This is a genomic window from Chryseobacterium wanjuense (assembly GCF_900111495.1).
Taxonomy (GTDB): Bacteria; Bacteroidota; Bacteroidia; order Flavobacteriales; family Weeksellaceae; genus Chryseobacterium; species Chryseobacterium wanjuense.
This window is the reverse complement of the sequence record NZ_FOIU01000001.1, coordinates 1,542,026-1,557,164: the sequence shown is the minus strand read 5'-3', so window position 1 is coordinate 1,557,164 and position 15,139 is coordinate 1,542,026. Positions and strand designations below refer to the sequence as shown.

Annotated in this window: 12 protein-coding genes; 9 read left to right on the top strand and 3 right to left on the bottom strand. The window is 35.1% G+C overall.

The genetic code is table 11. The features are described from left to right. Nucleotide 1 precedes the first annotated feature (1 nt). Nucleotides 2–742 (bottom strand): FkbM family methyltransferase, encoded by a 741-nt coding sequence (locus BMX24_RS07145; protein WP_139176767.1) that lies wholly within the window; start codon nt 740–742, stop codon nt 2–4. A gap of 198 nt (nt 743–940) precedes the next feature. On the opposite strand from BMX24_RS07145, the gene BMX24_RS07140 reads away from it, so the two are divergent. The 3 genes from BMX24_RS07140 to BMX24_RS07130 all read left to right on the top strand — a co-directional run bounded on the left by BMX24_RS07140 (nt 941) and on the right by BMX24_RS07130 (nt 5,098). After that, nucleotides 941–1,453 (top strand): DUF7935 family protein, encoded by a 513-nt coding sequence (locus tag BMX24_RS07140; RefSeq protein ID WP_089791347.1) that lies wholly within the window; start codon nt 941–943, stop codon nt 1,451–1,453. A gap of 23 nt (nt 1,454–1,476) precedes the next feature. Then, nucleotides 1,477–2,088, top strand: coding sequence for an inorganic pyrophosphatase (locus BMX24_RS07135; protein ID WP_089791346.1), 612 nt, complete (start codon nt 1,477–1,479; stop codon nt 2,086–2,088). 280 nt (nt 2,089–2,368) lie between these two features. Then, entirely contained in the window at nt 2,369–5,098 is a 2,730-nt protein-coding gene (locus BMX24_RS07130; RefSeq protein ID WP_089791345.1) for a sodium-translocating pyrophosphatase, read from the top strand. A 196-nt stretch (nt 5,099–5,294) separates the two neighbouring features. On the opposite strand, the gene BMX24_RS07125 is transcribed toward BMX24_RS07130, so the two are convergent. Then, nucleotides 5,295–6,434, bottom strand: a complete 1,140-nt coding sequence (locus BMX24_RS07125) for an aminotransferase class I/II-fold pyridoxal phosphate-dependent enzyme (protein WP_089791344.1) — start codon at nt 6,432–6,434, stop codon at nt 5,295–5,297. A gap of 82 nt (nt 6,435–6,516) precedes the next feature. Continuing rightward, nucleotides 6,517–8,031 carry a tetratricopeptide repeat protein gene (locus BMX24_RS07120; protein WP_089791343.1) on the bottom strand — a complete coding sequence of 505 codons (1,515 nt, stop codon included), beginning with the start codon at nt 8,029–8,031 and terminating at the stop codon, nt 6,517–6,519. Between the two features lie 1,048 nt (nt 8,032–9,079). On the opposite strand from BMX24_RS07120, the gene BMX24_RS07115 reads away from it, so the two are divergent. The 6 genes from BMX24_RS07115 to BMX24_RS07090 all read left to right on the top strand — a co-directional run bounded on the left by BMX24_RS07115 (nt 9,080) and on the right by BMX24_RS07090 (nt 15,129). After that, complete coding sequence (locus BMX24_RS07115) at nt 9,080–10,912, top strand: carbohydrate-binding module family 14 protein (RefSeq protein ID WP_089791342.1); 1,833 nt, start codon at nt 9,080–9,082, stop codon at nt 10,910–10,912. A 184-nt stretch (nt 10,913–11,096) separates the two neighbouring features. Further along, a complete protein-coding gene (locus BMX24_RS07110; RefSeq protein ID WP_089791341.1) occupies nt 11,097–12,608 on the top strand; it encodes a helix-turn-helix transcriptional regulator in 1,512 nt (503 codons plus the stop codon). A gap of 69 nt (nt 12,609–12,677) precedes the next feature. Next, entirely contained in the window at nt 12,678–13,721 is a 1,044-nt protein-coding gene (locus BMX24_RS07105; protein ID WP_089791340.1) for a M28 family metallopeptidase, read from the top strand. An 81-nt stretch (nt 13,722–13,802) separates the two neighbouring features. Next, complete coding sequence (locus tag BMX24_RS07100) at nt 13,803–14,237, top strand: GNAT family N-acetyltransferase (RefSeq protein ID WP_089791339.1); 435 nt, start codon at nt 13,803–13,805, stop codon at nt 14,235–14,237. Between the two features lie 2 nt (nt 14,238–14,239). Continuing rightward, complete coding sequence (locus BMX24_RS07095; protein WP_089791338.1) at nt 14,240–14,608, top strand: VOC family protein; 369 nt, start codon at nt 14,240–14,242, stop codon at nt 14,606–14,608. 20 nt (nt 14,609–14,628) lie between these two features. Next, nucleotides 14,629–15,129: an endonuclease V gene (locus BMX24_RS07090; RefSeq protein WP_089791337.1), complete on the top strand. Its 501-nt coding sequence runs from the start codon at nt 14,629–14,631 to the stop codon at nt 15,127–15,129. Nucleotides 15,130–15,139: the final 10 nt, after the last annotated feature.

The following is a 15,139-nucleotide window of genomic DNA, read 5'->3' as shown; positions in this document are numbered from 1 at the left end:
CTTATTGTTTTTTGTCGGCAAACAACACCGCATTTTTATTCAGTTCTATTGTAAATCCGAAAGGTTGCAGATCTTTATTCAGGTGTTCTTGAGTGTAGTCTTGGTGAATTTCAATAATGATATTTTCTACTTTTTCCAGCCATGAATTGTTTTTGCTTAACAGTTCAACTTCTCCGCCTTCTATATCGATTTTAAGTAAATTAATTTCGTTTAATTGATGTTCTTTCATTAAACTTTCAACAGAAATAGCCTTAATTTCAGCACCCGAATCCGAAATTCTCTGATTATAAGAAAGTTCTTCACTTCCGAAATTCACAGTTCCGTCTTCAAAATAAATAGCAGCATTCACACATTCAATATTTTTGAATGAAGAGGTATTTTCTTTCAATAACAGGAAATTTTCAGGAGAAGCCTCTACAGCAATAATTTTGGCATCCGGATATTTCAAACTCAGATAAATGGAAGTCAGACCGATATGAGCCCCCAGATCAACAATCACTTTTGGTTTTTCCTGAAGGAAATTTAAATGCTGATCATATGTTTTTTTCCAGAATATTTCGTAAAAAATATCAATATCACCTTTAAAAGTCCTTAGATAAAGATCAAATTTTCTATGATTTTTCTTGAAATGATAAACAAAAGTTTCGTTGTTGTTCAGATCAAGTTTATTTTGTTTAAATTTTGAACTGTATCTTTTAGAATTAACAATAAAAGCAATACATGTTTTGATATTACTACTCATTTTACCGTTAAAAGACAGCTTTGATATATAATTTTTGAAAGACACTTCTGTTTTATTTAGCGCCTGCAAATTAATACTATTTATGCTGATCGGAAAGAATATTTGATGCTAAAAATAAATTTTAAAATTTTGTAGTAAGAATTGATGAAAACATGTTCAAAAACTACCAAATAATTAGTAATTTTGCTACCTCAAATTATGACAAGTTTTTCAGGATATTTACCATATGCTTTTGCATTGATCATTGCGATACCTTTCTTGGTTTTGCTCAGACAATTTGTATTTACTTACATCAAGCTTAAAGAACAGGAAATCAAGTTACTTTCTATAAAATCGAATTCCGAAAATAAAACCCAGTCTTATGAAAGGATGACATTGTTTTTAGAAAGATTAAAACCTTCCAATCTTATTCAGAAGTTTGATAAAGGACTGGCCGTTCATGAGTTTATATTTCTTACGGAAAAATCGATCAATGAAGAGTTTGAGTATAATTCCTCTCAACAGCTGTATTTAACGAAAAATTCATGGAAAAATATAGTTGATTCTAAAAATGCTGTAATAGATTTGCTTCACAAAACATATGAAGGCCTCAGCAGCAGCCCGAATTTAGATGAGTTCAAAACGGTTTTCATCATGAATTATATGAACAGTGAAGATTATATTTCGGCAACGATAGAAGACCTGAGAAGAGAAATTTTAATAATAGCTTAACTAAAAAATAAAAAATTTAAATAATGATTCCAAATTTTAAAGCACATCCGTGGCATGGGATTTCTGCAGGGGAAGATGCGCCAAATGTTGTAAATGTTTTCGTGGAGATCGTTCCTTCAGATACTATTAAATACGAAGTAGATAAAGAAACCGGTTTTTTAAAGGTAGACAGACCTCAAAAATTTTCTAATATCATTCCTGCATTATATGGTTTTGTTCCAAGAACATACTGCGATTCTGCTGTGATGAATTTAGCTATTGAAAGAGGAGCAACAGACGTTACAATGGGAGATCATGACCCGCTTGATATCTGTGTTTTAAGTTCACACAATATTCATGCAGGAGGTTTGTTGATGGAAGCTATTCCTATCGGAGGTTTCAAAATGATCGACGGAGGTGAAGCAGATGATAAAATCGTTGCTGTAATGATCGGTGACCACGCTTTCGGACATTTCAGAGATATTGCAGAATTGCCTGAAGCGGAAGTGAAACGATTAATGCACTATTTCCTGACTTATAAAAACTTACCGGATGAGCCTGCAAAGTGCAGAATCCAGGAAGTTTACGGTGCTGAACATGCAAAACATGTAATCAGAGCATCTCAGCAGGACTACGCCAATAAATACGGAGGATAATATACTCTTTATTTAAGATAAATTAAAGGATAAATGAATTTTCGTTTATCCTTTTTTGTTGTTACAAGCAGATAACCAATGCGCTGTATTCAATAGGAGTGGGCTTTAGCCAAACTTAAAATTAATGCATGATGTAAATATTTATCAAAATTAAAATAAATTTCAAATAAATAGGTCAAACGTTTAACTAATTATTTTTAAATAGTTAGAATATTTTTTCACGATTTCATAGCAATTATTTATTATATTTAGTTCTTTATTACCAAAAAAATATTAAACTATGGACTTATTTGTGTTAGTACCAATCTTTGGTGTCGTTGCCTTACTTTACACCTTTCTTCAAAGTAACTGGGTGACGAAGCAGGATGCCGGGGATGAGAAAATGAAAGTTATCAGCGGACATATCGCTGACGGTGCCATGGCTTTTCTAAAGGCCGAGTACAGAATCTTAACCTATTTCGTAGCGATTGTAGCTATTCTTTTAGCCGTCATGGGAATGAGCAATGCCAATTCTCACTGGGCTATCGGGGTGGCTTTTGTTTTTGGAGCTATATTTTCGGCTTCGGCAGGTTTTATCGGAATGAAAATCGCTACAAAAGCTAATGTAAGAACCGCTCAGGCCGCAAAAACTTCACTTTCAAAAGCGCTTAAAGTTTCCTTTGCCGGAGGTTCGGTGATGGGAATGGGGGTTGCAGGTCTTGCCGTTTTAGGATTGGGAGGTTTATATTTAATTATCAAACAAATTTTCGCTCCGCATGCTACAGTAGACTCTCATGAAATGGAGAGAACGATCGAAATCTTAACAGGTTTCTCTTTAGGTGCAGAATCTATCGCACTTTTCGCAAGAGTAGGCGGCGGAATTTATACTAAAGCAGCCGATGTCGGAGCAGATTTGGTAGGAAAAGTAGAAGCCGGGATTCCGGAAGATGATCCTAGAAATCCGGCTACAATTGCTGATAACGTGGGAGATAACGTAGGAGACGTTGCCGGAATGGGAGCGGATTTATTCGGTTCATACGTAGCGACGGTTTTAGCAACAATGGTGTTGGGAAGAGAAACGGTTTCTGAAGATTCTTTTGGTGGTTTTGCGCCGATTTTGTTACCGATGCTAATTGCCGGAACAGGAATTATTTTTTCCATGATCGGGACTTTGTTTGTAAGAATTAATGACAATGAAGATTCTTCCACATCAAGCGTACAAAACGCACTGAACCTTGGAAACTGGGGAAGTATCGTCATTACAGCTATAGCTTCCTATTTTTTGGTAACATATCTTTTGCCGGACAAAATGGTTCTGAGAGGACAGGAATTCTCTAAAATGGGTGTTTTTGGGGCAATTATGGTAGGATTAGTTGTGGGCACTTTAATGAGTATCATCACAGAATATTATACAGCAATGGGTAAAAGACCGGTTTCAAGCATTGTAAGACAATCTTCGACAGGTCATGCAACCAATATTATCGGCGGACTTTCCGTTGGGATGGAATCGACATTACTTCCGATCATTGTTTTGGCAGGCGGAATTTATGGTTCTTATCTGTGTGCAGGTCTTTACGGAGTTGCGATCGCAGCGGCCGGAATGATGGCAACAACAGCAATGCAGTTGGCTATCGATGCATTCGGTCCGATTGCAGATAATGCCGGAGGTATTGCCGAAATGAGTGAATTACCGAAAGAAGTTCGTGAAAAAACCGATATTCTGGATGCGGTAGGAAATACCACAGCAGCTACAGGAAAAGGGTTTGCGATTGCTTCAGCGGCGTTGACGGCTTTGGCTTTATTCGCAGCGTTCGTAGGAATTGCAGGAATTGATGGTATTGATATTTACAGAGCGGATGTTTTGGCCGGATTATTTGTCGGCGGGATGATTCCGTTTATCTTTTCTTCATTGGCGATTACAGCGGTGGGACAGGCTGCAATGGCAATGGTAGAGGAAGTGCGCAGACAGTTCCGTGAGATTCCGGGAATATTGGAAGGAAAAGCTCAGCCGGAATATGAAAAATGTGTGGCGATCTCAACAGATGCTTCCATCAAAAAAATGATGCTTCCCGGAGCGATTGCTATTATTTCTCCTTTATTGATCGGATTTATTTTCGGCCCTGAAGTATTGGGCGGATTTTTAGCCGGTGCTACCGTAAGTGGGGTTTTAATGGGAATGTTCCAGAACAATGCAGGTGGAGCTTGGGATAATGCCAAAAAATCTTTTGAAAAGGGAGTAGATATTAACGGACAGACTTATTACAAAGGCTCTGAACCTCACAAAGCTTCGGTAACCGGAGATACAGTGGGAGATCCTTTCAAAGATACTTCGGGACCTTCGATGAATATTTTGATTAAATTAATGTCAATCGTTTCGCTGGTTATCGCACCGACTTTAGCCGTTTTACATAAAGATAAAATTGAGGCCAACAGAAAGGCAAAAATTGAAGCACTAACGGGCGTTGCGGGAGTTAAAAGTGTTGAAGTAACCGCCGGAGTGGTTGATTTAGCTCCAAAAGAAATCAAAGGTCATTTGAATGAAAGCGGAGACTTCGTTTACGATACAGGAACTATTCAGGAGGTGGAATTGAAAGGTGGAAAGAAAATATCGATCGGGGAAGGAAGCCAGTTGTATCAGATGTATAATTTGATTAAAAATAAAGATCAGAAAGTACTGGATCCGAACACCTGGTACACGATTGAGAATTTATATTTCCAAACAGGTTCAAGTGATCTGAAGCCGGGGTCTGAAGTACAATTATTAAATTTGGTTGAAATTTTAAATACTTATCCAAATTTAAAAGTAAAATTAGGAGGTTATACAGACAATACCGGAAATGAAGAAAGCAACCAAAAACTTTCTAATTTGAGGGCTCAGACTGCAAAACTAAAGTTACTGGAGCTGGGAATTGCCGGAGACAGGGTAGAAGCGGAAGGCTACGGCTCACAGTATCCTGTTTGTGAAGCCAATGATACGGATGAATGTAAAGCGAAAAACAGAAGAATTGACGTAAGGGTTCTAGCTCTTTAAAATCAATTTTAAAATATATAAAGCACTGCGTTGGCGGTGCTTTTTTGTTTTTATTTAAACACTAATGACACAAATTTTAACACAAATAAAAAAAAATCTGCGTAATCAGCAAAATCTGCGGGAGAAAAAACACTCTGTCATTTCGACGAATGAGAAATCTATAAAGTACATTTCACAGTAACAGCAACATAAGATATCAAAGATTCTTCCTCAAATACTCCAAAGCATCAAAAATCAATTCATCTTTTTTAGCAAAACTAAACCGCACATAATCAGAATCTTGCCTTGAATTATAAAATGCAGAAAGCGGAAGACAAGCCACTTTTTTTTCAACAGTCAGCCATCTTGAAAATTCTACATCGGTCATTGTTTTTGAAATATTTCTGAAATTAACGACCTGAAAAACAGCTCCTTCAGCTTTTTGTTCAACTATGAATGGAGTTTCTTTAATTAATTCATTAAAAATATTCCTTTTTCTCTGCATTTCTGCCTGATTTACAGACGGATCAAAGACCTCAAGATACTTTGCAATCGCATACTGACAAGGAGAACTTGCACTGTAAGAAATATATTGCTGATGGCAACGGAATTTTGCCGTTAAATCTTCGGAGGTTAATAAATAACTCACTTTCCAGCCGGTTGCATGAAACATTTTCCCGAAAGAAAAAATACAGAATGTTTTCTTTTTCAGTTCAGGATGAAGAAAAGAACTGTAATGTTCAACACCATCGTAACAATACGTATCGTAAATTTCCTCGGAAATAAGGTAAATATCCTGATTTTTAATCAATTCATACAACTGGTTCCAGTCGTTTTGCCGCCAGATTTTCCCGGTAGGATTTTGTGGCGAATTAACAATAATGGCTTTGGTTTTTTCTGAGATACAATTTTGAAATTTTTCCCAATTTATCGCAAAATCATTATCAAGATCATAATAGATCGGAATTCCGCCATTCATTACAATCGAAGGACCATACGTATAATACGAAGGTTGAATAACAATTACTTCATCTCCCTGATTTAGAATAGATTTAAGAGAAGTATATAAAGCAAAGGTTGCACAGGGAACAATCGTAACTTCATTTTCATTAAGCCTGATGCGGTTAGGCCTTTTCAGATTAAACTTAATGACATTTTCAATCAGTAAAGGATTTCCTGCAAGTGGCTCATAATTATGGGTATTAAGGTCTGCGGATTCTTTTAAATAATCCCTTAAACGTTCATCAATATCAAAATCGGGCAGACCAAGAGACAGATCAAAACTGTTGTTTCTTGTCGCCAATTCGGACATTTCCGTAAAAAACGAATAATGATTGAATCCGTAAATGTTGCCCATTCTTATTGCATTTATATCAAATATAATAAAAATAGCGATAGATTAAAGATTCTTTAAAATTAAATTAAAATACGTTTTAAAATCAATTGATATTTGATAAAATCATATAAAGTTCATTTTGGTTATTGAGCTCCATTTTTTTGATGATTCTGTATCTTCTTGCTTCTGCAGCACGAATGGTGGAGTTATTGTATTGGGAAATTTCTTTAATTCCAAAATTCATTTTCATCAAGGTGCAGAAATTAATGTCAGAAATATTCAGTTCCGGATATTTTTCTGCGAGTGTTTTATAAAAATCAGGATAGACTTTCTGAAATTCGATATAAAAAGCATTAATATCTTCTTTTGCAAGAACCACCAATTCTTTTACATTTTCTGAGGTATTATGTTGAAGATTTTCTTGATTTTGTTTTACCTCAGATGGTGTGTCAACAGAAACATCAGAAATACTGGGCGGATATTCTGTATTTTTCTTTTTCCAACGTATTTTGTAGAGGAAAAATAGAATAACTAAAATAATTGCAGCAACTAAAAAGATGATGAAATATAGATTATTATCGGAAACAGTTTTTTTAGAGCTTACCTTTTGGTTTATTTTATTAATGAAATTTACATCTCCAGATTTTTTCTTCACAATATCAATGCTGTCGATAAGGTGTTTATATTTTTTCGAAAAAGAAGTAGCTTTCTCAAAATCTTTCATCTCTGCATACGATGCGGAAATCATTGCATAGATTTCATATTCTTTGTAAGTATTATTATTTTTTTGAGCTTTTATGGAAGCTTGAGTGTAATAACCAACTGCTTTCTCAGGATTTTTAGCCGCACTTTCAATCATTCCTTTGATAATTAAACTTTGAATTGTAAAGGCATCATCAGGAAAAGTACTCAAATGTTGATCTATAATGGCCATAAAGTTTCTCGCTTCGGCAACTTTTCCAAAATGAGCTAAAGAAGCCGTTAAAGATTCGAGGGAATAAAGAATGGTCGCTTTTTTTAAATAATTACTATTACTTATTTTCAGCGACTTGGAGTAAGCTTGGTTTTTTAGTTGTATAATTTTCTCAATATCACTAGGATTTTTATTAAGAATTAACAAGTCTGCCTGTGAAGATAAAATATAAATATCATTGATGAGCTTATCCTCTTTCGAAGTTACCTTTTCATTATATCTTTCTGCCTCTTTTAAAATCTGTGTTGCGGCACTTAGATGATCTAGCTGTAGAAGGACTTTCTGGTATACCAATAGAAAACGGCAAAGCATAGTATCGTCCCCTTTTGCTTTGGTAAGATCTATTCCTTCACTGATTTTTGCAAGGGCAGAATCAAAATGTCCATTAAAGTAATAAATCCTGGCCTCTTCAAAAATAGCCCCCACTTGTCCTTGGTAGAATTTTGCTTCTTTAGAAAGATAATACAGTGAAGTCACATGCTTCAGGGTAAGATTAGGATTCTGATCTCCCTTTGCGTAGTTGTTTAGCAATAATTTACTTATACTATCTATTTCCTTTCTATGATCCTGAGCATATCCATCCATAGGAAAAATAAAAAAAACAAGAAAAAGACTAAATGTTTTTAATATTTTAAAACGACCCATTTCTATTAAAATTTGTTTAGTAAATATATTGAATTAGTTAAATAATTAAGTCAATATTAAGTGAGATTTTATTATTCTAATTATTTTTTTACCTAAAACTTCATTTAAAAAGAATAAAATTTCAACTCAATATCTAATGTTTATTCTACACAAAACATTACTTTAGAATTATTCTTCCTTTAAACATACACAAATATACACAAGTCCTCACAATAGGGCTTTCAGGCTTTTTTCGTATAGTTTTTGGCTATAATTTTGCCCTCGAATCATCAACAAACGAATTGTAAAAATCAACAAAAACATTTCAAAACTGATTTTTAGTTCTCGACTGATTTGATGAAAAAATTAATAAAAATATAAAAACAAACAAATGAAATTATTTTATCCTCTTCTTGCGGTTGTTCCCAAAAAATGATGAAAAATATATTCCTAATTAATGATGAAATAAATTGATAAGTAGGAAGAGGATTAAAATAATGAATTAAATAATTGATATAAAAAATTTCATTTTCAAAGTGTTGTGATAATATCTGCCCCCATTTTTCATTTTTTGTGTTTTCACTGGTTTGTGTTTTTTCAAAGGGGGCGATATTATTTTAACAAACGAAAAAGATAAAATAGATCAGCCTCTTTGTCCGGTTTATAGTAATAGTTTTCAATAATAAAATCTGGTTTCAGAGAGGCTTTTTACATAAAATAAATGATATTATTTTTTCCCCTTCCTGTGGAAGTTCCCAAAATGATGAATTGTTCCCAACTAAAGATGAAAAAAAGTTAAGAGCAGGAAGGGGATTTAAATAAAGATAAGATATTCATTAATAGTGTTTAGCTATAAACTTGTCCCCTGAGTGTTTATTCATTAGTGTTTATACCATAGGTAGTTTTTTTGAGGGGACATTTTTATAGCATTTACTTAAAGGTTTAAGCATTTCTTCTAAAAAAACAAGGAGAAATGACTGTTAATGGAATTTTTTTACCAATCACAAATAACATCATCAACAAACATAACAATAAATAAAATTAATTCAAACACTAAAATTTTTTACAAATGAAAAAAAATGTATTATTACTTTTGGCTTTGTTTCCTTTATTTGCGGCGGCGCAGGTTGGGGTGAATACTGCTGATCCTGCGGCTACCTTAGATGTAGTTGCAAAAAATGCGACAGGAACCACGACTAATGTCGACGGTCTTACTGTTCCAAAAGTCGACAGGGAAAGGGCTCAAAGTATGGCGGGCACTCCTGTTTCTACATTAATTTATGTAGACAATGTTTCTACGGGAAGCACCATTGGCTCAACAGTGAATGTTGACAAAGTTGGATTTTATTATTTTGATGGGAGTGTATGGGTGAAGTTTAGCAATACCAGTATTGATAGTGCCAACATCTATAATACCAATGGGATTCTTACGGGAAACAGAATTGTATCTCAGGAAGGGAATACACTTGCTTTTACAGGAAGTGCTGAAAATGCTTTTTCTGTGGATGGAAATACATTTTCTGTAGATGCTGCTAATAACAGAATAGGAATAGGAATTATAAATCCAACTGAAAAACTTGATATACTGGGAAATACGCGTATTAGAGAACTTCAAAATGGACAAAATTTTGATGATTTTTCCCGGCTAGTGGTTGCTAAGACTGACGGAACATTGGGCTATGCACAGAACTCTAATGTTTCCTTCCAAAGTTTTCAATTGAGAATACCACCGCACAATTCAACTGTGGTAGATTTTACAAATCACGCCAACACAGCTTACGATGCAGATAATTGGTGGGTGATATCAAAATCTTCTGTTGCGCCCGGAACTAATACACCTGCAAGAATGACAATTGTATATGAATATCAAGGTGGAGCTTTTCCAGATCCTGCGCAAATTTTTCCTCAGTTGACCGCTGGTAATAACTCTAGCTATCCAGACGTATTTGCACCTGCATTTATCAATTTAGCAACAGTTGGAGGAAAGACTAGACTTACTGTTTCTGTTGCAAGAGCAGACCATTCAGGATTACAATGGGGAGGAACATTTTTATTAAATGTTTTACTAGGGGTAAAAGGAGCGATATCAGCTCCACCTGCACCAGGTACGATATCTGCGTTAAACTGCGCAGGAGCAACTCATAATGGTACGTTAACAGCTAATTCTTCGGCTTCAGGAGTTAGCTCAGTAATTTCATATACGGGAGGAAATGGAGGTTTCTATAATAGCCAATCTATATCCTCTACAGGCGTAACAGGTTTAACAGCTACATTATCTGGAGGAAATTTCGCTACAGGAAGTGGAAACCTTACGTATACCATTACAGGGACACCGTCCGCTGCAGGGACTGCTAGTTTTGCTATAACAATTGGAGGACGTTCATGTACTATTACAAGAACGGTAGGAGCTCCTGTCGCTGGAGCTATTGCAAGCCTAAATTGTGCAGGAGCAACTCATAATGGTACACTGTCTGCTGGTGTTGCAGCTTCCGGAGTGAATTCTGTAATCTCTTATACAGGCGGTAACGGTGGGACACATGCAGCTCAGAGTGTAACCTCTACTGGGGTAACAGGTTTAACGGCTACCGTATCAGCTGGTAGTTTTGCCAACGGCAACGGAACCCTTACTTATACAATCACAGGAACACCATCAGGGAGTGGTACTGCAAGTTTTGCTATTAATATCGGAGGAAAAACATGTACTATAACAAGAACCGTAACAGCTTCTGTATTACCAGCTTGTACTGCTGAAGGATATTATGCAAATCCAAATGATCCGCATCAATATTACAGATGTGTACAACAGTCTACTCAATTTATTAGATATCAATATACTTGTCCTAATGGTAATATATATGTAGCAGCTCCTAATGGGGCACAAGGAAAATGTGTTGCACCATAAACAATAGATATTTGAAATAATAATGTTAATAAAAGCTTCCCTGGTTCTTATAAAACCGGGGAAGTTTTATCTGTTTCTTTTTTTATTCAATTAAACAATTGAAGTTATTTTAGCTTTGTTTCTCAGAGACTATCGTTGAAAATCAAGTGTCAGTATTTCAAAATTCTGTATAATTAAGTATCAAATGAGTAAAAATAAATCTTTTTTAAAATTTTATTTCATTGCTTTTTTTTGTATTTATCCGATTAAAAATTTTGCTCAAAAATCTACCCCGGAGATCGATCGTATTATTAAAATCATCGAGGAAAATTATATTACCAACAATGTAGATAAAGATCAATTATTGGATTATACCTACGATTTGTACTATCTATCCAAAAAAGCAAATTTTCCGGATGGAAAAGCATATTCTATCTTTGAACAGACAAGAATTTATTTTTTTAATGGAGATCTTGAAAATTCGTTAAAAAAAATAAATGAAGGCATTGCTCTGGCCAAATCCAGAAAAGATTATGATATGCTGTGTCGTCTGTTACTCGTCTATCAAAGTACCCTTTTAAAATTAAATTATCTCAATGAAGCCCAGTATATTCTAAAAAAATGCGAAGAATATAATGAGTTGAATGTTGCAAAAGAAAACGCAAGAATCAATGACGTATATATTTTACTGGCGAAAGCCGATGTATTAGTGGATGAACAGGGAAGGAGTGATGAAATGGCAACTGTAATTTCCTTGAAGAAAAAAGCTTACTCGCTGGCACAACAGCTAAGCGAATCTGATAAATATAAAGGAATCACTATTATATACGCTCTCGAGTCTCTTACTTTTTCTTTGGCCGTTTCGGGAGATGTATTCAGCGCAAGAAATTATATTGTGCAGATAGACAAACTTTTGAAGGTCTATCCCAACAAATATTCTTTGATCCAAAGCTTTATTATAAAAGGAGCAATAGAAAGTAACGAAAAAAAATATGCTCAGGCGATTTCTTATTTTAATAGAGCTGCAGAAATTGCAGCCAACAACAAAAACATCTATGAGCTTTATGAAATTTACCCGATGATGTCAGCATCATACAGTGAGATGAAAGATTTTAAAAATGCATCAGAATATTTATGGAAGTTTAAGCATCTTTCAGACAGTATTACCCAGGTGATGAAAAAATCGGAGAATAATAAACTTATTGCTGAAATCAATAAAAATATTCAGAAGAGAGATGAAAAAAAATTAGAACAGGTAAAAATTGATTTTGCATTGGTTTTCGCTTTATTTGCGATGATATTATCTGTTTTTGTATTGATAGTTTACAAAAAAAAACAAAAAGGAAGTCAAACATATAATGAATTCGGCAATGGTAATTTTTTGCAAAATACTGAAGAAAAGAAGAAGCCGGAAATAGATCCCGAAATCATAAAAGAATTATTGCTATTGGTAAAAAACGATATTGATACATTTTATATCGAGTTTCCGAAAATCTATCCGGATTTCTACCAATCCTTACAAAAAGAATATCCCAGTCTCACAATTTCAGACTATAGTTTTTGTGCATTAGTAAAAATGAATTTTACAGTCAAAGAAATTTCATTATACACCAAATTAAGCCTTAGATCTGTAGAAGGCCGAAAATACAGAATCATGAAAAAAATGAAAGTCAGTAATCAAAATGAATTATATATAGTTCTTTCTTCTATTAGCTAAGGTTTACACCGAAGATTCAATAATAACTTATTAAATAAATTTTGTTATTTTTAAGCAAATTATTTTTAAATGAAAAAACTATTTATCCCGCTATTTTCAATAGCCTTACTGGTAAGTTGCGGAACGGCAAAAACTTCTACAGATGCAGCAAATACTACTTCATCCGTCGTAAAGGGTGACAAAGCGTTTCTTTCTGCATACAAGGAGATTAAAGCAGATGATTTAAAGAAAAACTTATACGTAATTGCTTCTGACGAAATGGGAGGCAGAGACACCGGAAGCCCCGGACAGAAGAAGGCGGGAGAGTATATGGTTAATTATTATAAAAGCTTAGGAATCGGTTATCCGAAGGCTCTTGGATCCTATTATCAAAAAGTTCCTTCAGATTATATGAAGCAGCGCGGTGGCGAAACTCTTCCTGATTCTGAAAACATTCTGGCTTTCATAGAAGGAAGTGAAAAGCCTGAAGAAGTCGTTGTGATCTCAGGACATTACGATCACGTAGGAACTAAAAATGGAGTAGTGTACAACGGCGCCGATGACGACGGAAGCGGAACCGTAGCGGTAATGGAAATTGCAAAGGCTTTCCAGGCTGCTAAAAAGGCAGGAAAAGGTCCGAAAAGATCAATTTTATTCCTGCACGTGACAGGTGAAGAACACGGCTTGTTCGGCTCTGAATTTTACACGGATAATCCGGTTTTCCCTTTGGCTAATACCATTGTGGATTTAAATATCGACATGATCGGTCGCGATGATCCGGAAAACAGAGGAAAACAGTATGTCTATGTGATTGGTTCCGAGATGTTAAGCTCTCAGCTGAAAGTAATCAATGAAGCGGCCAATAAAAAAACAAACAACCTTGAACTGAATTATAAGTATGACGATCCAAACGATCCTCAAAGATTGTATTACAGATCAGACCATTACAATTTTGCTAAAAATAATATTCCTGTCGCATTTTTCTTCGACGGAATTCATGAAGATTATCACAAACCTACAGATGACGTAGAAAAAATCGACTATAAACTTCTTGAAAAAAGAACGCAGCTTGTGTTCACAACCGCGTGGGAACTGGCAAACAGACCGGAAAGAATTGTAGTAGATCACAAATAACTCATACAAAACAGAATATTGAAAAGGCAAATTTGTAACGATGCAATTTGCCTTTTTATGTTTATTAAAAATTAATTTAAAATGATTCGAGAAGCCCGATTAGAAGATATTCCGCAGATACAGAAAGTGCGAAATTCAGTCAAAGAAAATACTTTGTCTGATCCCAATTTAGTTACCGATAAAGATTGCGAAGAGTTTTTATTTGAAAGAGGAAAAGGCTGGGTATATGAAATTGATGATCAGATTGTCGGATTTTCGATTGTGGATTTAAAAGAAAAAAACATCTGGGCTTTGTTTCTGGATCCCGGTTTTGAAAAGCAGGGCATCGGAAGAAAACTTCATGATACAATGCTCGACTGGTATTTTGAGCAGACCAAAGAAACCGTCTGGCTGGGAACTGCACCCAAGACCAGAGCAGAAAATTTTTACAGGAAATCCGGCTGGAAAGAAACCGGAACTCACGGAAAAGGTGAAATAAAATTTGAAATGACTTATAACAACTGGAAAAATAAATAATCATGAAACAAAACGTAAAATCAATCCGCCCGTTTATCGGTTCCGAAAATTTTGAGGAAAGCAGAAATTTTTATAAAGATTTGGGCTTTGAAGAAGTTATTTTAGACACCAAATTATCGGTATTCAAAAAACAGGAAATCGCGTTCTACCTTCAGGATGCCTACGTAAAAGACTGGATCGATAATACCATGCTTTTCATTGAAGTAGAAAATGTTGAAGCATTCTGGCAGGAACTTTTAGGTTTAAATCTTACTGAAAAATACAAAAGTGCAAGATTAACTCCCATAAGAACGATGGATTGGGGAAAAGAGTGTTTCGTGCATGATCCTGCAGGAATTTTGTGGCATTTCGGGGAGTTTTTTAATAAATAACAGAAACTATCAACTAAAAAATGATTTACGCATTTGATACGTATTACTTTGAGGATTATGCCAATACGATCTGTATCGCTTTTGAAAACTGGAATTCCGAAAATGAAGCTGAAATTTTCAGTGAAAAGACAAATATCACCTCAGAGTATGAAAGCGGCGCCTTTTACAAAAGAGAACTTCCCTGCATTTTGAGTTTGCTTAAAAAGATCCAGCTTACAACCGGAGACATCATCATCGTCGACGGATATGTCACTTTAAATGACGAGGGCAAAATAGGGTTGGGAGGCTATCTGTATGAAGCTTTAGACCAAAAATATCCTGTCATCGGGATTGCAAAGAATGAATTTAACTCCCCGGATTCCCGAAGAAGGTCAATCTACCGTGGAGAAAGCAAAACACCATTATTTTTAACGGCAATCGGAATGGATGTTGATGAAATCAAACCAAAAGTAGAGGCGATGCACGGAGCCTTCAGAATACCTGCACTTTTAAAAAAACTGGATCAGCTGACGAGAATTTAATGAATGTATT